The organism is Saprospiraceae bacterium (assembly GCA_016715965.1).
Lineage (GTDB): Bacteria > Bacteroidota > Bacteroidia > Chitinophagales > Saprospiraceae > Vicinibacter.
On record JADJXG010000001.1, the window covers coordinates 77,822 to 101,982 of the forward strand.

19 protein-coding genes and 1 tRNA gene are annotated in these 24,161 nt (G+C 40.8%); 8 read left to right on the forward strand and 12 right to left on the reverse strand.

What is annotated here, in order from left to right; translation table 11 throughout:
• Positions 1–38 precede the first annotated feature (38 nt).
• Positions 39–3,137: a protein translocase subunit SecDF gene (gene secDF / locus IPM48_00255; protein ID MBK9270004.1), complete on the forward strand. Its 3,099-nt coding sequence runs from the start codon at positions 39–41 to the stop codon at positions 3,135–3,137.
• A gap of 90 nt (positions 3,138–3,227) precedes the next feature.
• Here the strand turns inward: secDF and IPM48_00260 are convergent, their stop codons facing one another.
• Genes IPM48_00260 through IPM48_00270 form a run of 3 tightly spaced genes read right to left on the reverse strand, consistent with a single transcriptional unit; the run spans position 3,228 to position 6,464 of the window.
• Entirely contained in the window at positions 3,228–3,857 is a 630-nt protein-coding gene (locus IPM48_00260) for a carbonic anhydrase (protein MBK9270005.1), read from the reverse strand.
• Positions 3,858–3,903: 46 nt separating this feature from the next.
• The gene (locus tag IPM48_00265) at positions 3,904–5,370 is read right to left on the reverse strand and encodes a magnesium chelatase (protein ID MBK9270006.1); all 1,467 of its coding nucleotides are present in this window, start codon (positions 5,368–5,370) and stop codon (positions 3,904–3,906) included.
• A 2-nt stretch (positions 5,371–5,372) separates the two neighbouring features.
• A complete protein-coding gene (locus tag IPM48_00270) occupies positions 5,373–6,464 on the reverse strand; it encodes a hypothetical protein (protein MBK9270007.1) in 1,092 nt (363 codons plus the stop codon).
• Between the two features lie 189 nt (positions 6,465–6,653).
• Here IPM48_00270 and IPM48_00275 point away from each other — a divergent pair, with 189 nt between their 5' ends.
• A complete protein-coding gene (locus IPM48_00275) occupies positions 6,654–6,998 on the forward strand; it encodes a hypothetical protein (GenBank protein MBK9270008.1) in 345 nt (114 codons plus the stop codon).
• A 12-nt stretch (positions 6,999–7,010) separates the two neighbouring features.
• Here IPM48_00275 and IPM48_00280 read toward each other — a convergent pair whose 3' ends face one another.
• Together IPM48_00280 and IPM48_00285 are read right to left on the reverse strand one after the other, a co-directional pair.
• On the reverse strand, positions 7,011–7,601 hold the full coding sequence (locus IPM48_00280; protein MBK9270009.1) for an acyltransferase: 591 nt from the start codon (positions 7,599–7,601) through the stop codon (positions 7,011–7,013).
• A 17-nt stretch (positions 7,602–7,618) separates the two neighbouring features.
• On the reverse strand, positions 7,619–9,853 hold the full coding sequence (locus IPM48_00285) for a bifunctional (p)ppGpp synthetase/guanosine-3',5'-bis(diphosphate) 3'-pyrophosphohydrolase (protein ID MBK9270010.1): 2,235 nt from the start codon (positions 9,851–9,853) through the stop codon (positions 7,619–7,621).
• 234 nt (positions 9,854–10,087) lie between these two features.
• On the opposite strand from IPM48_00285, the gene IPM48_00290 reads away from it, so the two are divergent.
• The 6 genes from IPM48_00290 (at position 10,088) to IPM48_00315 (ending at position 15,006) form a co-directional block, all read left to right on the forward strand.
• A tRNA-Leu gene (locus IPM48_00290) sits at positions 10,088–10,169 on the forward strand.
• 64 nt (positions 10,170–10,233) lie between these two features.
• Positions 10,234–11,673, forward strand: a complete 1,440-nt coding sequence (locus tag IPM48_00295) for a hypothetical protein (GenBank protein ID MBK9270011.1) — start codon at positions 10,234–10,236, stop codon at positions 11,671–11,673.
• 43 nt (positions 11,674–11,716) lie between these two features.
• On the forward strand, positions 11,717–12,406 hold the full coding sequence (locus IPM48_00300; protein ID MBK9270012.1) for an ATP-dependent Clp protease proteolytic subunit: 690 nt from the start codon (positions 11,717–11,719) through the stop codon (positions 12,404–12,406).
• Between the two features lies 1 nt (position 12,407).
• Positions 12,408–13,646, forward strand: a complete 1,239-nt coding sequence (clpX, locus tag IPM48_00305; GenBank protein MBK9270013.1) for an ATP-dependent Clp protease ATP-binding subunit ClpX — start codon at positions 12,408–12,410, stop codon at positions 13,644–13,646.
• A gap of 167 nt (positions 13,647–13,813) precedes the next feature.
• Entirely contained in the window at positions 13,814–14,170 is a 357-nt protein-coding gene (locus IPM48_00310) for a DoxX family protein (protein ID MBK9270014.1), read from the forward strand.
• 68 nt (positions 14,171–14,238) lie between these two features.
• Positions 14,239–15,006 carry a tRNA pseudouridine synthase A gene (locus tag IPM48_00315; protein ID MBK9270015.1) on the forward strand — a complete coding sequence of 256 codons (768 nt, stop codon included), beginning with the start codon at positions 14,239–14,241 and terminating at the stop codon, positions 15,004–15,006.
• A gap of 156 nt (positions 15,007–15,162) precedes the next feature.
• Here the strand turns inward: IPM48_00315 and IPM48_00320 are convergent, their stop codons facing one another.
• The 7 genes from IPM48_00320 to IPM48_00350 all read right to left on the reverse strand — a co-directional run bounded on the left by IPM48_00320 (position 15,163) and on the right by IPM48_00350 (position 24,066).
• On the reverse strand, positions 15,163–15,816 hold the full coding sequence (locus IPM48_00320) for an aquaporin (GenBank protein MBK9270016.1): 654 nt from the start codon (positions 15,814–15,816) through the stop codon (positions 15,163–15,165).
• Entirely contained in the window at positions 15,813–16,244 is a 432-nt protein-coding gene (locus IPM48_00325; protein ID MBK9270017.1) for an arsenate reductase ArsC, read from the reverse strand. Before IPM48_00325 ends, IPM48_00320 begins: the two co-directional genes overlap by 4 nt.
• 385 nt (positions 16,245–16,629) lie before the next feature.
• On the reverse strand, positions 16,630–17,724 hold the full coding sequence (locus IPM48_00330) for a hypothetical protein (GenBank protein ID MBK9270018.1): 1,095 nt from the start codon (positions 17,722–17,724) through the stop codon (positions 16,630–16,632).
• A gap of 229 nt (positions 17,725–17,953) precedes the next feature.
• Positions 17,954–18,832, reverse strand: a complete 879-nt coding sequence (locus IPM48_00335) for an alpha/beta hydrolase (protein ID MBK9270019.1) — start codon at positions 18,830–18,832, stop codon at positions 17,954–17,956.
• A gap of 411 nt (positions 18,833–19,243) precedes the next feature.
• The gene (locus tag IPM48_00340) at positions 19,244–21,532 is read right to left on the reverse strand and encodes a PD40 domain-containing protein (GenBank protein MBK9270020.1); all 2,289 of its coding nucleotides are present in this window, start codon (positions 21,530–21,532) and stop codon (positions 19,244–19,246) included.
• A 444-nt stretch (positions 21,533–21,976) separates the two neighbouring features.
• Positions 21,977–23,098 (reverse strand): alpha/beta hydrolase, encoded by a 1,122-nt coding sequence (locus tag IPM48_00345; protein ID MBK9270021.1) that lies wholly within the window; start codon positions 23,096–23,098, stop codon positions 21,977–21,979.
• Positions 23,099–23,229: 131 nt separating this feature from the next.
• A complete protein-coding gene (locus tag IPM48_00350; protein MBK9270022.1) occupies positions 23,230–24,066 on the reverse strand; it encodes an SDR family oxidoreductase in 837 nt (278 codons plus the stop codon).
• Positions 24,067–24,161: the final 95 nt, after the last annotated feature.

Consider the following 24,161-nt stretch of genomic DNA (forward strand, 5'->3'; position numbering starts at 1 on the left):
TATATTTGCGGAGTTTTTTTGAAAAATCACTTCAATATATGAAAGAGAAAGGAATTGTTAAGTGGGTCCTTATTGCCCTGTTGGCAGTGTGTGTTATCCAGCTGATGTACTATTTCCCCACCATGGGCATCGAGAGAGACGCCAATGATTATGCCGTGGCAAAACGAGAGGGAATTGCTGACGAAAATGAAGCCTATCAGGTTGAAAAACAAGCACGTATAGATTATCTTGACTCAATTTCTGATCAGACGGTCTTTAGTATTCCCTTACTGAAGGATTATTCTTACAATGACCTTAAAAAGCAGCAGCTAGCACTTGGTCTTGACTTAAAAGGTGGTTTGAGTACCATTCTTCAGATCGATTTGAGTGATTTTCTCATCTCTCTTTCTGGTAATAGCCAGGATCCTGCTTTTAAAACAGCACTTGAAGCGGCCAATGTCCGATTGAGAAATAGCCAGTCTGATTTTATTACCCTGTTTGCGGAAGAGTTTAAAAAAGCATCGCCAGACAGATCTCTGGCTTCTTTGTTTTCAAGGAGTGCCACCTTGAAAGACCGTGTCAACATCAATACCAGCGAAGCGGAAGTGACCCGAATCATCCGCGAAATGGCTGATCAAACGGTTAATCTCACTTTTGAAAGAATCAAGAAAAGGATTGACAAATTCGGTGCGATCCAGCCCAATATCTCTTTGGACAAGGCAAGAGACATGATCCTGGTGGAGTTGCCGGGTGTGGACAATCCTGAGAGAGCCAGAAAATTTCTTCAGGCTTCTGCAAAACTCGAGTTCTGGGATGTGTACCGCATTAGCGATCCTGGAATTTTTGAATCATTCGGCCTGGCTGACCGCAAGTTAAAAGCCATGAGCTCCGGTGATACCTCTGAGGTTTCTGCCCCAAAATTTAGACTGGTCAACCGATATGATTATACCAGAGACAGTCTGGGCAATGTACTCGATTCCACATTGGCCGGAGTAGATAGTATCCCCGAATCCCTGGATCCACTAGCAGATAAGGGACCTTTGTTCGCACTTTTTAGCCCCAACGGAGCATCCTCACAGGGTTTGAATTATGCACCGGCAGTGATGGGTGTGGTGGAAAAACCCAATCGCAACAAAGTCATGGAAATGCTGACAAAGCCTGAAATAAAATCTATGTTTCCTGCTGATTTGGAGTTTAGAGTAGCTGCAAAGCCTTCAAAAAATTACGAAACCAATGAGACCACCAATCAATATGAGATTTACGCCATCAAGAAAAGACTTGGCAGCGATGGGGCTACACTTGACGGAGAACGAGTCGTTCGGGCTTTTTCCCAACCCGATCAAGTGACAGGAAATACCGTGGTCTCCTTGGCCATGGACAGTCGCGGCGCCAAAATCTGGGGAGATATGACCACCCGGGCTGCCCAGGACAACAATCGGGAAATCGCCATCGCATTGGATGATGAGATTGTCTCCTGTCCAAGAGTCAATGAACCCATCCTTGGTGGTAGCAGCCAGATATCGGGCAATTTTACCATAGACGAAGCAAATGACCTGGCCAGCATTTTGCAGGTGGGTAAACTTCCCGCAAAGACCCGAATCATTCAGGAATCTTTGGTAGGCCCTACCTTGGGACAAGAGAACATTCAAAAATCACTATGGTCTATTATCGGGGGATTTAGCCTCGTATTATTGTTTATGGTGCTGTACTATCTGGGAGGTGGAATGGTCTCCATAGTTGCGCTTCTGCTCAATATCATCTTTCTTTTGGCCACCCTTGCATCTTTCGGTACTGTATTGACCCTTCCCGGTATTGCTGGTCTTGTATTGACCATGGGTATGGCGGTGGATGCCAATATTATTATCTATGAGAGAATCAAAGAGGAGCTTGCAGCCGGTAGAACTTATTTACAATCCATCGCGGAAGGTTTTAAAAACTCGATGTCCGCTATCATAGATACCAACGTTACTTCCATTTTATCTTCATTGGTCTTGTTTTATTATGGTATTGGCCCTGTTAAGGGATTTGCATTGGTATTGACCATTGGAGTGATCTTTTCAGTATTTACGGCTTACCTGGTCACCCGATTGATCATTGATTGGTGGTCTTCCAAAGGAAATGAAATTAAGTTTGCTTCCCCATTAACAGCCAGGGCATTTAAAAATGTCAATTTTGACTGGGTGGGAAAAAGAAAAGTAGCTTATTTTGTTTCCGGCACACTTTTACTCATCAGTATTGGATCATTTTTCACCAGAGGCTTCGAGTTGGGAGTCGAGTTTAAAGGAGGATATTCCATCAATGTCCAGTTTGATCAGGACATTAATGTAGAGCAAATGCGAAGCAGCCTCAACAAAGCTTTCAACGGCAATCCCATTGTCAAAAGTGTAGATACCAAAAATACCTACAACATCACCACCTCTTATCTAATCGATGATGTCAGTCCGGATGTAAACGTCAAAGTAAAAACCCAATTATTACAAGGCGTCAATGAAGCAATGGGTAAAACCATCAGTTATGAGGATTTTGACAAAAGTGACGGACAGGGTACCCATATCCTTTCCTACAGTCAGGTAGGACCTGTCATCGCAGATGACATCAAAAGCAGCTCCTTTAAAGCGATCATTCTTTCATTGCTGGTTATTTTTATCTACATTCTGATCCGATTTAGCAAATGGCAATACAGTGCAGGCGCTATCATTGCACTGGCACACGATACCATTATTGTGTTGGGTTGTTTTTCCCTGTTCCATGGAATTTTACCATTTGCCATGGAAATCGATCAGGCGCTGATTGCAGCACTTTTGACCGTCATCGGTTATTCCATGAATGACACAGTGATCGTTTTTGATCGTATCAAAGAATACCTCAGACTTGAAAGCAATAAATCTGAAAAAGAATTGATCAACGATGCCATTACTAGCACCTTATCCAGAACGGTAAACACCTCTTTGGTCACTTTACTAACCGTTGTAATCCTATTTCTATTTGGTGGTAGCAGCATCAAAGGATTTTCATTTGCCCTGGTGATGGGTATCATGATTGGAACTTATTCCTCCATTTTCGTAGCCACACCGGTCATGGTCGATTTGGCTTCGAATTTAAAAACCAAGGTCAAAAAAGTAACTCAAAAAATGACTAGCAAAGTGGCCAAAGTATAAATTCCATTTTGTGTTAAATAAAAAATCCGATGTAGATAAAATTTACATCGGATTTTTTTTTGCCGCACCAGAACCTTACAAACATAGCGTTTAAATAATCCGATAGATCTCCATGATGCTGTCAAGGATTTTTTCAAAATCAATATGCAGGTCTACTAATTTACCAGTGTGTACATCAAACACCCAACCATGCACCATCAAGCCTCTTTCCTTAAACGCTTGTTGGACCGAGGCCAATTTGAGTACATTGGTGCATTGTTCCAATACATTGAGTTCAATCAGTCTATTGTATTTTTTCTGTTCATCAACGATCTGAGTAAGTTCTTCTCTATGAATTCTGAAGACGTCTCGGATATTTCTCAACCAGGGATTCAACAAACCAAGGTCTGCGGATTGCATGGCTGCTTTCACCCCTCCGCAACCGTAGTGTCCGCAAACGACCACATGTTGAACCATTAAATGCCTCACTGCATAATTTATAACCGACTGAGCATTTAGATCTGTATTGACCACCATGTTTGCAATGTTGCGATGGACGAACACCTCTCCGGGGCCAAGACCCATCAATTCTTCTGCGGAAACCCTGCTATCCGAACAACCAATGTACAAAATGCTCGGATTTTGTCCTTTACCCAGCTCCTCAAAATAGCTCGAACTGATCTTTAATTTGTCGGCAATCCAGTTTTCGTTGTTTTTAAATATTTTTTCGATCAACTCCATATTTTATATTTATCTGTTCTTAAAAAAGTAAAATATTTTTTGGATCCTAGTTTCTGGTTATGTCTTTTAAAGCAGAATACAATTGGTCCTGAAAGAGCAAATGTCCACCTTCCAGTTTGCGTTCGATCAATTGATATTCAGAAAGTGCATGCAGCAATAATTCTTTCAACAATAATTCCTGCTTTCCAGCTTTGGTGAACAAACCTTCAAATCCTTTCACTTTTTCCAGTGATTTCTTGTAATCCTGATCGGAGGTGTAGGGTTCCAATTCTACAGAACCACCATTCTCAAACCATTGGACGATGTCCTGATATTTCTTTTTGTGTTCATTGTTGGTCTTCCTTTTGAGCAGATCAATGTCTTTAAAAAACTGAGACGAAATATTCTTTATCGCTTCTCCAATCAGTTTGATGGCGACAAACACCGCACCTTCCTGTTCCCCTTCATAGACCAATTCTACCTTGCCAACAATCGCAGGAATGGCTGCATACAGATCGCTTATTCTTGCGGATCCAGACTTGGAACCATTTCTCAATAGTCTTTGCACTACAGCGCTGTGAATGCTTTCATACGCTGAAATCGGCAACCTGGCAGAAACTCCGCTTTTTTCATCTACATAATCACTGGTTCGCGCTTCTACTGCAATCTGCTCGATCAAATCCTCTATAATCTCGGGTATTTCAACCTGAAAGGAGCTATCCTTCATTTTTACCTCCTGCCTGGTAATCATTTTGGCCGTTTGAATATTTTCAGGGTAATGGGTAAATATCTGACTTTGGATTCGATCCTTCAGTGGTGTGATAATGGCACCTCTGCTGGTGTAATCTTCAGGGTTGGCGGTAAAAACAAAATAAATATCAAACGGAAACCTGAATTTAAATCCCCTGATCTGGATATCGCCTTCCTGCAAAATATTAAACAAAGAAACCTGGATGCGTGGGGCCAAATCCGGCAATTCATTGATGACAAAGATGCCCCGGTGGGATCTTGGGATCAAGCCAAAATGCAAGGCTTCTTCTTCTCCATAACTTGCTTTCAGCCTCGAAGCTTTAATTGGGTCCAGGTCACCTATGAGATCCGATATACTGACATCAGGTGTGGCTAATTTTTCGGTATATCGACTGCTGGAATGAATCCATTGGATAGGCGTTTCGTCCCCTTTTTCAGCGATCAAATCTCTTGCATATTTGGACAAGGGAAGAAAAGGGTCGTCGTTGATCTCTGAGCCTTCTACAATGGGCATCCATTCATCCAAAAGGCCGACCATCATTCTGGCCATACGGGTTTTTGCCTGACCTCGCAAACCCAAAAAATTGATGTGGTGTCCCGACAAAATAGCCCTTTCCATTTGAGGAATGACTGTATTCTCATAGCCGTAGATTCCGGAAAAAACCTCTTCCTTATTTTGAATTTTCTCAATCAGGTTTTTTCTCATTTCTTCCCGAATCCCCATGGGTCGGTAATCCGATTTTTTTAGCGCTCCAAGGGTCCTAATTTGCGTCCATTCCTTCATTCTTATTTTCTTTTACTTTTGCGATAATCTTCAAAAACGAAATCTCCCAATCCCTGAAGGCCAGAATAAAAGGCACTTCCCTGATTTGTCTTGGTAAACTCTCTGACAAATTCCTGCAACCAATATTCTTGCGCCAACATAAAAGTGGTGATCTTGATGCCTAGCTTTCTGCATCTGAGTGCCAGGTCAATGGTTCTGCCAATAATTTTTGGATCCGGTTCGCCGCTGTTCATGTAGTATTTGCCATCCGGCAATTTCAAACAGGTTGGCTTGCCATCCGTAATCATAAATATCTGTTTATTGACCGACTTTCTTTTTCTCAATAGCTCAATGGCAAGCTCAAGGCCAGCCACCGTATTGGTATGATAGGGCCCTACCGACAAATAGGGTAATTCTGAAAGTTCAACCTGCCAGGCGTCATTCCCAAATACCACTACATCCAGGGTGTCTTTTGGAAAATACCTTGAAATCCACTCTCCCAAAGCCATGGCTACTTTTTTAGCCGGCGTGATCCGGTCTTCACCATATAGTATCATTGAGTGAGAAATGTCAATCATCAAAACGGTCGATAGTCGGGTGTGATGGTCTGATTCAAACACTTCCAGATCTTCTTCGCTTAACTCTCCCGTCGCGGAGCCCATCCTTCTTTGTGCATTGATTATACTGGAATGAAAATCAATCTTGTCCAATGCATCACCAAATTCATAAGCTCGTTTGTCCTCATTTATTTCCTCAGCTTGACCTTTGAAGTGGCTGCGGTGATTGCCGCGAACGTTTCTCTTCAGATGGCCAAACACCTGCTCCAGGGATCTCTGTCGGATCAATTGCTCCGCTTTGATTCCAAGCACCAATGCATTTTGATCTTTTGCGGGAACCAGCAACATCAGTTTTTCCAAATCTCTTTTAAAATCTTCCAGAGAATAATCCTTGGTGGTAATCCGGTGTTCACGGTCAATCTGCTCCAACCAATCGAATGCTTCTTCCACATCTCCCGAAGTATGAACCAAGATCTCTAAAAATATTTCGAGTAGCTTCTCAAAGACCGATCGAAGGTCCTTATCCTTGTTGAATGCTGAAAAAATCACTCCTGGCATGGTTTTATAAAACTACAACTTGTGTTAAAAGTTTATTAAATACGGTATTTAAGCATTTCGATGGATATTACAATTGATCCCACAATGTTATAAATTGATCCAAATAATTTAACATTTGGTCGAGAACTCTGAAACGTATCACAACATCCACCCATCTTTACTGTATCAATTAATAAAAAATCAAAGAAAATGAAATCAATACTTATCCTCTTTATGATCCTTGGAAACGCAATCCTGGGATATTCAAGCGACAAATCCGATTCTACCAAAATGATCAAATTTGTGGTGTACGATCAGGAAAAACACAGCTTCATCAATGCCGCTGAAATCGAGCTCATCGTCAATGAGCAGAAACTCACCAACATGACAGATGAATACGGCTATGCTTATTTTTTGGTACCTAAAGCAGATTTGGCCAGTCTTAAAGTACAAATGGTCGGATACAAAGATTTTGCCGTCAATATTGAGCTGGTGGACAAAGCCGTTTGCTTTATAGGTTTGAGTAAAAACCGTACAGAATATTATATCCTATAAAGTTTTTAGTTTTCAAACACCGGGAAGTGTTTTAATCAGTCTTGCGGGAACGCCTACAATTAAACTGTTGTCCGGAAAGCTTTTGGTCACTACGCTTCCTGCCCCTACGACGCAGGCTTTGCCGAGTTTCACACCGTGTAAAATAACAACATGGGCTCCCAAAAAACTACCTTCCCCGATATGAATGGATGCAGTTTGACGAGAATAAGTTTTTGATCTGGGAACCGTTCCCAAATCAATGTGTGTCATCAACATGGAGTGCGCTCCGATCCCCACCCTATCTTCTAAAAAAATGCGGTTTGTCAAATCAAAAAAAGCGCCGGCACCAATCACACAATGATGCCCAATGTGGAGCCTCGAAAGATCTCCTGTGGATTGTTCATCTTCATAAACATTGTCCAGATGAATCGCTCCCTTAAAGTGTACCATATTTCCACAAAATCCACCAAACGATCTGATTAAAAATGGGATTTGCCATTTAAAGCAATTTCTGAAAGTACCTGATATTACCTCCTTTCCAAAGAGTGTTATCTTGATTCTGATAATCCATAAATGAACGGCAGAATAGATCGTTTTTGCAAGTAGTTTGGCGTGCTCTTTCATATTTTTCCGGCACCCCGTTAAACATCATCTCTGGTCACCCTGGTGACTCCGCTGAGTTTTGACAACGATTGGATCACCCTGTTGACCTGATCCTTGTTTTGAACCAATATTCCAAGTTTTCCTTCGAATGTCCCTTCATTCCCCTGGATGCTAAAAGACTTGATGTTGACCCCGAGCCCTGAAGAAATCAAGTGTGACAATCTTTCAATGACTCCAGGCCCTTCATCAATACCTTCTATAAAGAGCTGTACCACATAATTGCTACCCGTCAATTTTGTCCATTCTGCTTTAAGGATCCTATACCCATAATTGGCCATTAGATGCTCTGCATTGGGACAATTGACCCTGTGTATTTTCATACCTGCATTGGAGGTAATATAGGCAAATACATCATCGTCCTGTACAGGATTACAACAAGAGGCCAGACTGTATTGAAATTTGTCTGCAGGCTCTCCGTTGATTAACAACCTACCTGGCAGCAATACCGGGGCCTTGTCAGCCGGTGCCGATTTTCCTTCCTGAGCATCGGATCTTTCCTCTGTTCTGGTCGGCACCAGTTTAGACCCTTCCAGTTCAAACTGCCGGATGATTTCGGTCCAGGACAAATGTCCTCCTGCCAGGGCTACAAATAATTCCAGCTTATTTTTAAAACCGAGTGTCTTCAAGATGATCTCCAGATTGTCATCCAGGTTAATTTTGAGACCTTTGAATTTTCTTTCCAGTATTTCTCTTCCATCCTCTGCCTGCATTTTATAATCTTCCTTAAGGGAGGATCTGATTTTTGATTTGGCCTTGCCGGTGGTCACAATTTGAAGCCAATCTTCAGTAGGCTTTTGTTTGGGGTTTGTAATCACAGTAACCTGATCGCCACTTTGAAGCAAATAACCCAATGGCACCAATTTATTGTTGATTTTACAAGCGCTGGCCCGGCTCCCTACATCTGAGTGTATGCTAAATGCAAAATCAAGTGCGGTCGCTCCTTTGGGCAATACCTTCATTTCACCTTTTGGGGTGTACACATATACTTCCTCTCCATACAAATTGGATTTAAAATCGCTGAGGAATTCAATGGCATCGTTGTGTGGTGTCTCCAGCATGTCTTTGATGCTGTCAAACCAATGGTCATAAATACCGTGAATATTGGCAATGCCTTTGTATTTCCAATGCGAGGCATATCCCTTTTCAGCAATATCGTCCATTCGCTCACTGCGAATCTGAATTTCGACATATCTGCCATCCGAACCTATGACGGTGGTGTGCAATGATTCATAACCATTGGATTTTGGCGTGGTAATCCAATCCCTGAGCCTTTCCGGTATGGGTTTGTGGACATCGGTAACAATGGAATAAATTTGCCAGCAGCTTGATTTTTCCAATTCCTTTGGCACATTGATGACAATCCGAACGGCCAGCAAATCAAATATTTCATCAAAATTAACCTTCTTTGTTTTGATCTTGTTGGCAATCGAAGAAATCGCTTTTGGCCTGCCAAATATGCGATAAGGGATTCCCAATTGACTCAATTTTGCCTTCAATGGTTTGATAAACTCGCTGATGTATTTATTGCGTTCCTTTTGCGTCTCGCTCAACTTCTTGATGATCTCCCGATACAGATCTGGTTCAGTAATTTTGGTACAGATGTCCAGGTATTCAGACTTCAAATTGTATAGGCCGAGACGATGGGCCAAAGGGGCATAAATATAAGAGGTTTCAGCTGCGATTTTAAGTTGCTTGTGTTTGGGCATTCCATCGATCGTCCTGAGGTTGTGCAGGCGATCTGCCATTTTGATTAAAACGACCCTTACATCATCTACCAAAGTACTTAGAACCTTCTTAAAATTTTCAGCCTGAGGAGACTCAACATTGTAGAGTCCGTCCAATTTGGTAAGCCCGTCAACAATTTTCGAAATTCTGGGGCCAAACTTCTGCTGAACCATTTCAATGGTTGCGGGTGTGTCTTCCACCACATCATGCAGAATGGCTGAAATCACAGACTTGTAGCCCAGTCCCATTTCTTCAAAACAGATTCGGGCCACTTCCAAAGGATGCGTTATGTAGGGTTCTCCGGATTTCCTTCTTTGATTGGCGTGAAAGGCAAGGGCAAATTCAAAAGCCAATCTGATCTCTTTTTTCTCATCGACATGAAGAACAGCTTTGTGCAAGCACCTCAGCAAACGCCGATAGGCACTCCTTATCAGAGCCATGTCTTCGGCCGGCCATGGAAATACCTGAGGGAGAATAAAAGCGCTCATCATGGAATTCATTTAACAAACATACAAATTTGATTCCAGGTTTCAAAAAAAGATTCTTTACCCCCTTTGCACCATAAGATGATTAAACAATAAATTAACATAAATGATAATATATATTATATTTATTTACAATACAATAATTTAAAATATAAAATTTTCTTGGATGTTCTTCCAATAATCCAGCCAATATTAGCAACCATTTCTAGAGAAGACATTAACTTTGCGCTCCTTATTGCGGATGTGGTGAAATTGGCAGACACGCTAGACTTAGGATCTAGTGCCGAAAGGTGTGTGGGTTCGACCCCCTCCATCCGCACTTATTGAATTCGCTGTGTGAACCTTTTGTCCGGTTTTCTTATTTTCTAATATCTAAAATCCTTATGCACATTAATTTTAGCCCTTTGGGCAATAATCATGGTATCCTCAGTATTCAACTGGAGGAAATGGATCTTGCTCCGGCAGTCAAAGAACGCCTGAAGACCGTCCGCAAAACAGCACATTTGAAAGGATTTAGACAGGGCACCGTGCCAGAATCAGTGATTCAGAAAATGTATGGCCAGGCCATCAAAGACGAAGTGGTTCAAAAAATGCTCAACGATCAAATTCAAAAATACCAGGAAGATCACAAACGCAGATTTATTGGAGATCTGCTTCCTGCTTCTGAAAATCTGGAACAAGATTTAAAAAACAATTTGTATCAATTTGAGGTGGGTTTAAGCCCCGAATTTGACCTGTCCGCCAGTTTGTCCGCCACTGTAGTTCCGGATTATCAAATCTCCATACCTGACTCCTTGGTTGAAGAAGAGTTGGAGCAAATGAAAGAGCGTTACGGACCGCAAGAATCCATTTTGACAGACCAGGTTCAGGAAAAAGACCTGGTGACTATAAAAGCCACACAAACGGCTGATCCCAACACAACACCGGAAGAATTCCAAACTGTTTTTGATGTGTTGCTCGATGAAAATTGCCATCCTTCTCTGCTTACAAAATTGCTTGGACAATCCAATGGCTTTGCATTTGTGCACTCCATCCAAGAAGTGGAAAACAATCTCGACGAACAAGCCATCCGAAAATACCTGCTAAAGCTTCCTTCAGACGACCAAAGGGTTTTTGCGCATGAGTTCAAAATGGAACTGATTGACATCAAAAGAAAAAAACGGGCAGAACTGAATGAAGAGTTTTTCAAAACCCTGTATGGCCCAGATGCCAATTATGAATCAGAGGAAGATTTCAGGACCAAGGTAAGAGAAGAAATCAAACAATACTACGCCAGGGAATGTGACAAAATACTCGAAATCAAGTTGACCAAAGAATTATTTTCAAAACTCAATCCTGAATATCCGGATGCTTTTTTGAAAAAATGGCTGAAGTCAGAATTCAAAGAATGGTCAGAAAAAAAAGAGAATGTTTTTGACCACGATCTCTACCATTTTAAAGAGGGTTTGACCTGGCAAATGATTCGGGAAAAAGTCGCTGCAGAACAAAATTTTCAGGTCACAGAACAGGATGTTTACCTGAGCTGGATCAATGATTTCAGATCTCAATACCCTGCTTTTAATTTGCCAGTGGAGCAATGGATATCCATGGCAGAGCGGGCACTAAAAGACAAAGAAAAATTCAGATCGGCTTATATGAATTTGATTGATCAGCGCTGTTTTGAATGGTTGAAATCACAAATCGCAAAAGAAACCAAAGAAATTAATCTGGAGGAATTCAAAGAAATCGTGAAACAACTCAACAGCCATGCCGACCATTTTCATGAAGAAGATCATCACGAACACACGCAGGACCAAATTGCAGCGGAAAACAAATCGGCCTGATGTTTTTTAGATTATACAGCTTGATTAAAATAAAAAAATAAATATGTTTTCTAAGGACGAGTTTAAGAAATATGCGGTCAAACACCGTGGTATGTCGAGCATGCATCTTGAAAAATACATGTCAGAAACTGCACCGGACATCAATGCCTTCACTCCTACGGTCATTGAAGAAAGACAGATGAACATTGTCGGAATGGATGTCTTTTCCAGACTGATGATGGATCGCATTATCTTCATGGGGGTGCCCGTGAATGATTATGTGGCCAATGTCATTCAGGCCCAATTGTTGTTTTTGGATTCAGTGGATGCCAGACGAGACATTCAGATGTACATCAACAGTCCGGGGGGATCCGTGATCGATGGCCTTGGCATTTATGACACCATGCAATATGTCAATCCTGACGTAGCCACCATTTGCACCGGGCTTGCAGCCTCCATGGGTGCCGTATTGTTGTGCGCCGGCGTCAAAGGAAAGAGAACCTGTCTCAGACACAGTAAAGTAATGATCCATCAACCTTCCGGTGGAATGCAAGGTCAATTTAAAGACATGGAAATCTCGTACAACCTGATTAAAACCATGAAATCCGAACTGTATGAAATCATGGCCCTGCACACGGGTCAGACCAAAGAAAAAATTGAAGATGATTGCGACAGGGACAATTGGATGTCAGCAGAAGAAGCAAAAAACTACGGTTTGGTAGATGAAGTATTAGTGCGTACCAAGACTAAATAAAATGGCCAAATCCTCTGATAAAATCTTTTGTTCTTTTTGCGGAAAAGAAAATAAAGAGGTCATCGTCATGGTCCAGGGCGAAGAAGTAGCCATCTGTGATCAATGCGTTATACAGGCTTCGCAGATCGTCAACAAGGAGATCGAACAATCGGATCATTCCAGACAAAAAGACAAATTCTCGCTTCCCAAAGATTTTACCCCGAAAAAAATAAAGGAATTTTTGGACGAGTATGTCATTGGCCAGGAATTGGCCAAGCGAACTTTGTCCGTGGCGGTGTACAATCACTACAAGCGGTTGAGTCTCCCAAAATCCAATGATCTTGAGATTGAGAAATCCAATGTACTATTTATTGGCCCTACGGGTTCCGGTAAAACCCTGATGGCAAAAACCCTGGCCAAATTGTTGGACGTGCCATTTGCCATTGTCGACGCCACCGCTTTTACGGAAGCGGGTTATGTGGGAGAAGATGTAGAAGGAATGTTGAGCAGACTGTTGCAAAATTGCAATTACGACATAGAAAAAGCCCAGCGCGGAATCATCTACATCGATGAGATGGATAAGATCGCCCGCAAATCAGAGAATCCATCCATTACCAGAGATGTGTCCGGAGAAGGCGTGCAACAGGCACTGCTCAAAATGCTGGAGGGTGCAGAAGTCAACGTTCCTCCACAAGGAGGTCGCAAACATCCGGAGCAGCCTTTTTTGAAAGTAAATACCACCAACATCCTTTTTATTTGTGGTGGCGCCTTTGATGGTTTGGAAAAAGTCATATCCAGAAGACTCAATACCTCGGTGATCGGTTATCAAAATTCCGGGATCCAAGAAATAGAAAAGGAAAATTTATTGTCCAAGGTCAGCCACCAGGATCTCAAAAAATTTGGTCTCATTCCTGAATTGCTGGGGAGGTTGCCCGTACTGGCCTATCTGGAAGAATTGGATCGGCAGGCTTACATGGATATTTTAACCAAACCCAAAAATGCGCTGATCAAGCAGTACTCGAGGTTGATGGCCATCGATCACATCGAACTGGTTTTTAAACAAGATGCTTTTGAATTGATGGCAGACTATGCGATCGATCATAAACTGGGTGCAAGAGGTCTGCGAACCATCTGCGAATCCATTTTGAAGGACAGCATGTTTGACCTGCCCGGCAGCAATAAAAACCAAAAACTGGTCATCGACAGAGATTTCGTACAAAAGCAATTGAAAAAAACCGAAACTCTTAAAAACGCTTCCTAAGTTTTAATTTGTAACTAACTATATATTAATAATCTTATTAATATATATGAACTGACGGCCTTTTCCGCTTGTTTGAATAATTTGTTGTCATTCGATTATGTTAATTTTTGTAATTTGCCAACAAATATTTTCATTTCAAACAACAAAATCTAATTTTTATGAATGCAATCACAGGACTAGGTAAGTACATTTATGCGATCCCCATGCTCGTTTTTGGCGTTTTCCATTTTATGGGAGCGAATGACATGGCCGGGATGGCGCCATTTGGAGGAGTGACCACCATTTACATTGTAGGGCTGTGTCTTATTTTGGCAGCAGTCAGCATATTTATCGGAAAGTACGACAAATTGGCAACGGTCCTATTGGCCTTAATGCTGTTTTTGTTTGCCTTTATCATGTGGTTTTCAGGCTTTACGGCTCAGGAACAACCCGCAACATCGATGTTTTTAAAAGATCTGGGTCTTGCCGGAGCAGCATTGATGTATGCCCATAGCAGCTCTAGAGACAATGCCATCATTGGTTAAAAAGTTTTCATATTAAATACCATAGGGGGTAGCTTTACAGCTCCCCTTTTTTATTTGTTTCTTTGTGCATGAGATTGGCACTTCAAATACAATTTGACGGAACCCAGTATGCAGGTTGGCAAAAACAAGCACAGGACCTCAGTGTACAACAAAAACTGGAAGAGGTTTTCAAATATTTATGCCAAGTTGACCTCCCGGTGACCGGATGCGGAAGGACCGATGCAGGCGTGCATGCGAAGCAGTTTATGTGTCATCTGGATCTTCCCGGCGAACAAGTCGAAAGAATCAGCACAGAAACCCTCAACAGACTTTTACCGGGAGATATTTCTGTGGATTCGATGTGGATCACACCCGATGCATTCAACTCAAGATTTGATGCCCATCACCGCAAATACATTTACCGGATCTCTTATATCAAAAATCCATTCAAAAGGATTGATCATTTCTACTACCGGGCGGCAGAAAATCTGGATTTAATCCACCAGGAGGAATTGAGCGATGTTTTACTTCAATTAAAAGATTTTAAATCCTTTGCAAAGTCAAATTCCGGCCTTGATCATTTTATCTGTCATTTAACAGAATGCCGGTGGAAAAAAACAGAACACGGCATTGAGTTTCACATTGCCGCCAACCGATTTGTACGGGGAATGGTGAGGTTGGTCGTTGGTACTTTTCTAAATTTGGCCCAAGAAAAAATCAGTCTTTCGGGCATTCAAGAAGCCATTCAATCCGGACTCCCGATACCCAAGGCATGGAGTGTTCCGGCCTGCGGATTAACTTTGGAAGAAGTAACTTACCCGAAAGAAATAAGAAATGATTGGAGAGAACTTAAATAAGATTGGATTAATTTATAATCACCGGTAGATTCAGTTAGCACAGTATAAAATTTGTAAAACAAACATTGGATATTGGCTATTTAGTTTCGCTTCGTTTTATGAGCGATCTTCGCATGCCCTTGTTTTTAGTCCGACAATGCATGCAATTCCAATGATTCAAGTCTGTTCACTGGTATTGTTCATTGTCTGCCAACTGAGTACAGCTGCAATGGCTCCGGCTGTCGGAGCAAGCAGGTAAATCCAAAGTGTCCCAATGTTGCCTGAAACGACAGCAGGTGCTAAACTCCGCACAGGGTTCATAGATGCCCCGCAAATCGGTCCTGCAAACATTGCCTCCAAACCCACTGTGGCACCTATAGCTATTCCTGCTGAGAGCCTATGTTCCTTGGATCCTTGCGACACATTGAGAATCACCATCATCAGGAGATAAGTTAAAATAAATTCCAGCACAAATGACTGGGTTGAACTCCCTGCTGGAATGGTTGCGCCAAGAAGAAAGTTGGAAGGGAAAAGAAATTTCAAAATTCCGGTCGCCAAAAACGCTCCTGCAATTTGCGCGATGATGTATGGTAAAATATATTTTGTGTCAAAACGCTTTGCGATCGCAAAAGCTAAAGTCACAGCAGGGTTTATGTGTGCTCCCAATATGTTGCCGAATGCGTAAATCATTGCTAGTACGATTTGGCCAAAGGTAGAAGCCACTCCGACATGTCCGATTGATCCATTGGTTTGTTCGTTGATTACAAGTGCGCCAGTTCCACAAAAGACAAGTCCGAATGTTCCAATAAACTCAGCTGCATACTTTCTCATTTGGTACTGTGTATATTGATAAAATTCTGTACGGATTGCTTAATTTTATTTCTCACCTCTCTGGTCTTGGCCAATCTTTCTTCATGCGATCCTGTAAAGGAAGAAGGATCTTCAAAAGACCAATTTATTTTCTCAAAAAGTCCTGGGAAAACCGGACAGCGTTCTGATGCTTTGGCATCGCACACTGTAATCAGGTAATCAAATATTTTTCCCTCATTGAAAAACTCAAACACATCTTTCGTTGCATTATTAGAAATATCAATGTCCTCTTCCCTCATTACTTCAATCGCAAGTCGATTGAGTTTGCCGGGCTCAAGTCCCGCACTTTCTACATGAAACCGATCCCCTCCAAGCTTCTTCAGGTATGCTTCTGCCATTTGACTTCTTGCAGAATTGTGAACACAGAGGAATAGCACTTTAGGCGTCATTTTTATTTTTTTGCAAATTTGCAAATAAGAATTCTCAGTCTGTATTACCAAATTGTTAATCTACGATGAATCCCACCTTTTCTGCTTTTAGTTTTGGCGATAATAGTCATTGACCTTGTGTCATTTCAATGTCTTAAAGTAAATGTTCCGGGAATGTGCAAAAAGCAACTTTCACCGATAGAACGTATTTAATGTCTCTTCGAGGATTCATGAAGGCTGAGATTTCTTTGATTTTGCAGTCTGGTACAAATGCTCCATTGAAAATAAGAGGTTCGAGTTAATAACTGAATATAATATGCCGATTCTGCACCACTGTTGATGTCTGCATACCGTTGGTTCTATATTGTCAAGCATAGCTTGTTGGAGCTAGCTCTACTTTTGTCTGTCATAAAGTGAATTTTTCAAATGTTCGCCCGTTAAACTTGAAAGCACCATTTTCATGTGTTCCAAGCCAAATGTCGCCCTTGTTGTCTTTGAACAAGCAAAAAACTGGAATGTCATTTCCATCCACTTGAACTGGATGGTGTTTTATTTGATCTCCGTCCACTTTCCAAACACCGTTTAAGTAAGTGGCGATCCAAATGTTGTTGTTGTTATCTCTTATGATTGATAAATACTCATTCAAGCCGCTCTCTTCTTTACCGTCCAAATTACCAATACTTTTTATACGGTCATAGAAGAGTGTATGGTCCTTCATGCTTTTTGCAATAGTTGGTTTGCTGTAAATGTCATACTTAAATTCTGTGTTAAACCAAAAATATCCGTCTTTATCTTCAATCATTGAACGAACACCATTGGATGGCCCATAATGAAGTTCGTTCACATCAGTTTCAGTAATCCAGTCAAATTTTGAGCCATCGTAGCGGAATACGCCTAAGGCTGCTGTGCCGAACCAAATATTCCCCTTGCTGTCTTTGTAAGTGCAATAAACTGAATATGGGTTGGACGAGTTTGGATGTTTTTGAATCCACTCCTCGCCAATCTTAATTGTAGGTAGTTTTAGCTTATGCAAAATAGTATCATCATATCGATAGAAACATTGTACCTCTGTAAAATTTTTAAACCAGATGTCATTTTCTGATAAACTCCAATTACCTATATCTCCAATCGTTTCTTGTATGATTGAAAGATGATTACCGTTGTATTTGACGATTCCTTTAGCGGTGTTAAAGTAGATATTTCCCTGCTTATCTTCTTTAATTTCTTCAACTCTGTTGGAGGGTAATCCGTGTTCTGTGGTGAAATGAATGATTTTTACACCGTCATATTTATACAGTCCATCCTGCCAACTGCCAAACCAATAATTGTCTTTCTTGTCCTGATAAATAACCATAATGTTACAACTCAGCTCATTGACAGTATTGCCTGAAAACAATGGTTCCGTTCGTTTCGCTGAACCAATGTGCTGTGTGTTGTTCTGTCCATTGCAGGATGTCAAATGAGTCAGAATACTTATGAAGAGGATCCAGTTAAATTTCATGCTTCGACTGTTAAAGTTTTGCTTTGGCGTCATAGATTAACCGATAAGATTTGTGTTTCTGCAATCTGAGGAATAAGACAAATAAAAAGCTATCGCATTATTATCTTAAGCCCTCACTGCTTAACCTTGTCTCTTAACAACGAACAAAAATAATAAAATACCATTACTATTTAGACCCAATTCCCATATTACAGAAACATGATGTTGTGGCAGATGATGTAACACGATACTATTCGCCTAAGCAGTATGTCAGCCCCTTCATAAATCCGGGAATTGCGGCGTCCAAGTGTCCAAAGTTGCTGTATTCTGCTTTCTTTATTTTCAGTCCTTTGTATAGCCGTTCCGTAATTTGTTGCTCAAATGCGTCCAGGATGCCCTTCGATTCATCGTCTGTCATGTCCTCACTACCCATACTTATATATAATTTTAAAGGTATGTCTTCGGACAGTTTGTCCAAATTTTTCTCCATTTGAAATAAATACCTATGGTTATAGTGTAAGCTGGGACTTGCCGAAACCATGTTATTTATCAAGAACGAGTTTTCTTCAATAGATTTGAATGCGTAGAACAAAGTGAAATAAGCACCGAGAGAGTGTCCGAAAAGTACTGATCTGTCAATGTCAATATTGAACTCTTTTGTCAACTTAGGAATTAATTCCTGGTCAATAAACTTTTTGAATTTGTCAGCACCGCCACTCAAATTCATTTTATATTCCGGAATAGCGGTCGAGTAGCTGTAGTCCCTTGACTGCAAAGAATCCATTGTCATAATATCCTTGTAGCCTATTCCTACCACAATGGATTTTGGAATCAGCCCTATAAACGTGTTAAACTTCAATTCTGAAACGGTCGATTCGAAAAATGCATTTGCATCAAGAATTAGAATCAATGGGTATTTTTCCATCGAGTCCATCCCGTATCCTTGGGGAGTCATTTTAAAAAGTCTAAAGCTGTCCTGGATATGTTGTGAATACATATTTTCACTGGTCGGTTCTGAATAATACTTTGAGAATTCGGTCAGCGAGTTGTCACTGATCTGTGTTTTATCAATTTGTCCACAGAAAACAAAGATCATGGCGAGAACAAATCCAGTTAGTAAATTTTTCAAGGTTTCGGCTGGTTTTACATCGATGAGATGTCAACGTTGTCCGATTGGATTAATTCTCCTGAAGTCAGCAAATATTACGAAGCAGAAAATGTTGGACGGCATGAACCAGCATCGGCACAGACAGGAGAATTTTTCTAAAACACATAGATAGATCCGTCTATAAAGACTCACTAAATACTGAAAGTTCCACTTTGGGGAGCTTGCCTTGTCTTGTAGGGAAAAATTAGGTATTAACAACCATTGAATTGAATTTGGTCCGTGGTAATCGCAGAAACGAAAGTAAGTCTCCTATTTGCGACATGTCTGTGTACCATTCAAATTTCTATTAGCCCTTAGATTATATTTCATCGGTTTGAGAGGTGATATATCCCTGTGTTTAAATCTATCTTCGGGTTATCCTTACCAGCCAATTTAATACTCAACCCAAAGTGGAGTTCCATCTTCCCATTTGTTGTGTGTGATCCGAATGTGTTCTTTAGTTGTAAGGTTAAAGGCTACAATTTCCCCGTACATCTGGGGTGAAAATATTATGGGCTGTATTAACGCTTGCTCATCGTTAATGCCATAAGCTTCAGTTGTGTAAATAATCCACTCTCCATCCGGTGAAAAATGAGCATGTGCATTTTGCCCCTGGCCCATTGAAACCATCGTAGGTTCTGTCCAGGTATTATCAGGAGTTAAATTCATCAGGAAAATGTCCATCGTTTTATATTCGCCTGCTTTTCTTAACCTATCGGAGGAAAAAACAATCTTGTCGCCCTGTATTGAAATAGAAGGAAAATTATCTCGATGCGCATCATGGGTCAGGTTAATGATTTCACCACCAATCTGTAAGTAAATGTCAAAATCTCCACTGCGCCCGCTTCTAAATACCATCTTGCCATTTTCACTAATGTCAGCGAATCCATCATTAAAAGGTGAGTCCGCCAGCTTGGCGACATTCTTAGTTTCAAAATCATATTTCCAGATATCTCCCTGAGTGCCCGCATTTCCTCTAAAACTTCCCGTGGTGAATATAAAAGATTTACCATCGTGCAATATTTTACTATCCAATACGCGAAAGTTTGCCGGGTTGGTATTCGATTCTTTTTCCAAACTGAACAATGGCATCTTCTCTCCGGTCAGATAGTCAACTTGATAAAAATGAATGCTTGAGTGTACAAATTGATTTATAAAAGCCGAACAAGCCAATGAAAAAATAGATAGACCAATGAACAGCCAGCAATATAATTTTGCTACCCGATAAGTTTCCTTTGCGGAATGTTGCAACAGCCTCGACTTTTTGTATTGCCACCACGCCAATAAACTCAACACAAGGGTGAGCGCACCCATCGTTACACGAATAGTTAGTACGGGCATGGGATTGATTGTATCCACAAAAAGAAAAACAGCACCCGTTACCACTCCAAAAATCACAGTGAGCAAACTAAAAAACAGATACCTCCAAAATGAAATCAACTTTCTGTGTACAATACCTAAAACAATACCCAAAAGAAACAACACGACCATTAACACAGGCAGCAAAAACATGCTATATCCCAGTGGCTTAAATACACCAAAGAAACTTTGAATGTCTGAAGCATCATAGAAGAGTAAGGTATTCCCTTTTTGTGGGGGCGCTACAAATGCTCTTCTTAAACCAAATGCTTGCACTTTTTGATTGGCAAATACCAGGGTGTCTGGAAGTTTTGCAAGAGCATCTCCGTCAAAACCAAATTTACCGGGCGCACCCAGACTTGGTGCATACTTTCCTCCATGAAATACGATGGTTCCGTTGGGATGAATATTCACATTAAACATCAGATCCAAGTTTTGCAAAAACAGTGGACTAGCTATCTTCGTTTTTACATCATATAACATAATTTTAAAATCACGTTCACTTTGCCAAGTTGTGAAAGCGACCTTACCATTGGCGACATACTGAGGAGAAACGGCCGGACCTGAAAAATCGATGAGTTGCTTTTGATCCAAGCCATTTGCATTCATTTCAAAAATTGAATTGAAGCCGGCGCGTCCGCTATAAAAAACAATCCTGGTCCCATCATCAGACCACTGAGGACTACCATCCCAGAATTCTGAATCAGTCAGCCGCTTTAGGTTGTTACCTGAATCATCCACAGAATAAATATCTCCGATGCGCTGGCGTGCGAACGAGAATCGCGGATGTGGAATAATTTCATGACCTCTGTCGCTACTAAAGGCAATCCTTTTTCCATCCGGCGAAAAGGCAGGACGGAAATCTCCACCGGAATTATTGGTGATGTTCACTGCCATTGAAACATCCTGGATTGAATCAGGCATGAATGGCATAAGATAGATTTCTGAGTTTCCTTCATGAGAGCCTACAAAAGCCAGTTTACTGCCATCAGGGGAGAATGCAGCTTGATCCTGTAAAGAGCTGCTATTGATAAGTAACGCTGCTGACTGATTACCATCAACGGATTGCACATATAATTTTGGCACGCCGGAACGTTCTGAGGTAAATACCACCCATTTTCCATCTGGACTGATTACAGCATCATAGTCTAACGAAGGGTGGTCAGTGAATTTTTCAAAACTCTTTCCCTGATCTTTTGAAATATAAATATCCCAATCCTGCGGACTAAAAGTGGAGTAGAAAATTCGGCCGGCTGTTTGGCTGATGCTACTTGTGCAAGAAAAAAATAAGAGAAGTATAGAAAAGTATATTTGCTTATTCATATTACTAAAATTGCTTAAAGTCAACCATCGATATCAGTTAACACGTCTTTGTCCAGGAATCCTTCCAATTGTTGCCAAGGGATACCTGACTTGCGAAATTCGAAAATATCCGAACAAAGTGAGAAAATATTTTACTGAAATATCGAAAGTCGCATGTTAGCGAAGGTCAACAACATAAGGAAGGCATCCATCATATAACATGTGACATCGGCTGGTCTTCTTTGGGAAGATGCGGATCGAATATGGGTATCTTGCACAATGCTTTGCTCTTAATTAGTTGCAGGATTATGAGGGCTTAAAAATGGAGAGCGGCGAAATACTAGGCCCGACATGCTCCTCAACTGTTCACCGGGGCTACACTAAGTTAAGAAACCAATTTGATTCATCAGCACCGAACCACGCAATTAAATAAACACAGTGTTGGCAACTATAGATATCTTAATTCTATCTTTTTAAAACATCATTCTCAATAATCATCCGGTATTTTTGTGGGTTTTCAAAAATACAATTGTGTCCGGCCCTATCAAAAGTGAACCATTGTTTTTCCGGAGCTTTTAGAGAATCATAATAAGACTTTGCAACTGAAAACTCGGTTTGATGGTCATATTCTCCTTGAAGTATATAAACAGGTATTTTCCATTCTGGAACATCTCTTAATAAGTTAACGTTTGCGCAAGTAGGCCACAATAATTCAAAGGCAGGTGATTTATTTTCAGCGCCCGGAATAAATAGTCCTAATTTGGATTCAAATGATGTTCCGTTATCTATTAAGAATTCTAAGATACTCTGCTGTTGCTCCTGGTCTCCTGGCGGTGGTAGAGGACTATACATTCGACCAATCACTCTCTCAACATTAACCGCAACTATCATTTCCTCATTTGTTTTGTATGGGGGTCGCCCAATTGATTTCAGTCTGCTAACTGATATAGTATCATTGGCTTCTTTGGCCTTTTGCAGGACAAAATCGTATGAAATCTGCTCTGATAATGTTTGATTGCCCATTTGTCCAATACCAACGTATGCAAAGAAAAGTTCTGGTCTTTTTTGTACCATAAAAGCACTAACGGTTGTGCCCCACGAGGTACCCTCAATATAAATTTTTTCCTTTTTAAATTGCTCCCTTAAATAGTTTGTTACAGTAATTCCATCGTCAACAATTTGTTGTAGCGTTATTGTAGAATCAGGAATTTCTGATGAGTAGGCTGTCCCTGAGCCACGTTGGTCCCAGTAACATACTACAAATAAATCTTCCAGGTCAGTGTTTAATAGGCGCGAGAGGAATGGTATATGGGAATTTCCCGGACCCCCATGAACTTTTAAAAGAACAGGGTTGTTAACGTTTTTACCTCGGATAGTTAATCGTTGTGGTACGCCATTAATTATTTTATCTTCATGAAGAGCAATACTATTAGGTAGTACTTTTCCTTCTAAATCTTTAAAAGGTTCTTGTTGACCATTGCTATTGAATCGAATTATTAAAACCAGCGATACCAACAGGATAATAATTACTCCTACAAAGTAGAGAAAGAATTTTCCAATTTTCTCTATGACTCTTATGATTTTCATGCCTCAATTTTTTCTGAGCTCTATTATCGTTTTAATCTACTGTTGCCAAGGATTAGGCCAAACGAAGGCAGAGGTTTGGAAGATTGCCGTCATAGCCATTGTTGGTGGGTTATTTCTATTTATTCCTTCTTTCAATCAGAGTGTTTTTGTAACTCTTTTAAATAGTTTTTCCGAACAATACTCAACACCAATCCAGGAATTATTCTGAATAGGGTTGCAATTAAACGTCCTTGCTTAGGAGCAATAATTATCTCTTCATTTGATTTGACTTTATCAAGGACATGCTTAGCGAATTTATCAACTGGATAAGGCTTACCTAATTTGCTCACATAGTCTCTAAGGCTATTCCTTTGGGAAATATAACTTAAATCATTCGGGCCTGTTGAATCTATCAGCGGAGTTTCAATCGCTGCAGGGCATAAAACATTTATTTGAACACCATGTTCTTTAGCTTCAATTCTCAAACCCCTTGATAAACCAACAATCGCATATTTGGTCATGGAGTAGTCCACCATGAGCGGAGCAGGCAATAGTCCAGCAATAGAAGCTGTATTGACTATACAACCCATACCTTGCTTCACCATTATAGGATAGGCGGCCGCAATTCCGTTCATAACACCTTTGATATTTATATCAATTATTCTGTCGAAATGTTCAACGCCCAGTTCATGCATTTCTCCACAAATACCAATGCCTGCATTATTGAACAGAAAATCAAGACTACCGAAATTAGCAACAACTTGGTCTACGAGAATTTTAATTCCATTTGCGTTGCGGACATCCAATAAAATGGGATATGCATTGGTTCCGAGCTCTGCGGAAGCACTTTTCACTCCTTCTTCATTAATATCTGTCAACCAAACTTTTGCTCCCCGCGCAATTAGTTCCTTAGAAATTGCAAGACCTATCCCTGAGCCTGCACCAGTAACAATTGCTGTCTTATTTTTATATGTAAACATTCTTTCCATTTGTTCCCTTTTAACGCGCACTAACGGATACCACACTTGCGAAGATAGAAAAAATACTAACAAAGCGAGGTGATTTTTTGCATATATTCACAAGT

Bases quoted from the DNA above. Each gene is read 5' to 3' on its own strand.
- secDF (MBK9270004.1), top strand. From the start codon at position 39: ATGAAAGAGAAAGGAATTGTTAAGTGGGTCCTTATTGCCCTGTTGGCA.
- IPM48_00260 (MBK9270005.1), bottom strand. From the start codon at position 3,857: ATGGAGTTGATCGAAAAAATATTTAAAAACAACGAAAACTGGATTGCC.
- IPM48_00265 (MBK9270006.1), bottom strand. From the start codon at position 5,370: ATGAAGGAATGGACGCAAATTAGGACCCTTGGAGCGCTAAAAAAATCG.
- IPM48_00270 (MBK9270007.1), bottom strand. From the start codon at position 6,464: ATGCCAGGAGTGATTTTTTCAGCATTCAACAAGGATAAGGACCTTCGA.
- IPM48_00275 (MBK9270008.1), top strand. From the start codon at position 6,654: ATGAAATCAATACTTATCCTCTTTATGATCCTTGGAAACGCAATCCTG.
- IPM48_00280 (MBK9270009.1), bottom strand. From the start codon at position 7,601: ATGAAAGAGCACGCCAAACTACTTGCAAAAACGATCTATTCTGCCGTT.
- IPM48_00285 (MBK9270010.1), bottom strand. From the start codon at position 9,853: ATGAGCGCTTTTATTCTCCCTCAGGTATTTCCATGGCCGGCCGAAGAC.
- IPM48_00295 (MBK9270011.1), top strand. From the start codon at position 10,234: ATGCACATTAATTTTAGCCCTTTGGGCAATAATCATGGTATCCTCAGT.
- IPM48_00300 (MBK9270012.1), top strand. From the start codon at position 11,717: ATGTTTTCTAAGGACGAGTTTAAGAAATATGCGGTCAAACACCGTGGT.
- clpX (MBK9270013.1), top strand. From the start codon at position 12,408: ATGGCCAAATCCTCTGATAAAATCTTTTGTTCTTTTTGCGGAAAAGAA.
- IPM48_00315 (MBK9270015.1), top strand. From the start codon at position 14,239: ATGAGATTGGCACTTCAAATACAATTTGACGGAACCCAGTATGCAGGT.
- IPM48_00320 (MBK9270016.1), bottom strand. From the start codon at position 15,816: ATGAGAAAGTATGCAGCTGAGTTTATTGGAACATTCGGACTTGTCTTT.
- IPM48_00325 (MBK9270017.1), bottom strand. From the start codon at position 16,244: ATGACGCCTAAAGTGCTATTCCTCTGTGTTCACAATTCTGCAAGAAGT.
- IPM48_00330 (MBK9270018.1), bottom strand. From the start codon at position 17,724: ATGAAATTTAACTGGATCCTCTTCATAAGTATTCTGACTCATTTGACA.
- IPM48_00340 (MBK9270020.1), bottom strand. From the start codon at position 21,532: ATGAATAAGCAAATATACTTTTCTATACTTCTCTTATTTTTTTCTTGC.
- IPM48_00345 (MBK9270021.1), bottom strand. From the start codon at position 23,098: ATGAAAATCATAAGAGTCATAGAGAAAATTGGAAAATTCTTTCTCTAC.
- IPM48_00350 (MBK9270022.1), bottom strand. From the start codon at position 24,066: ATGGAAAGAATGTTTACATATAAAAATAAGACAGCAATTGTTACTGGT.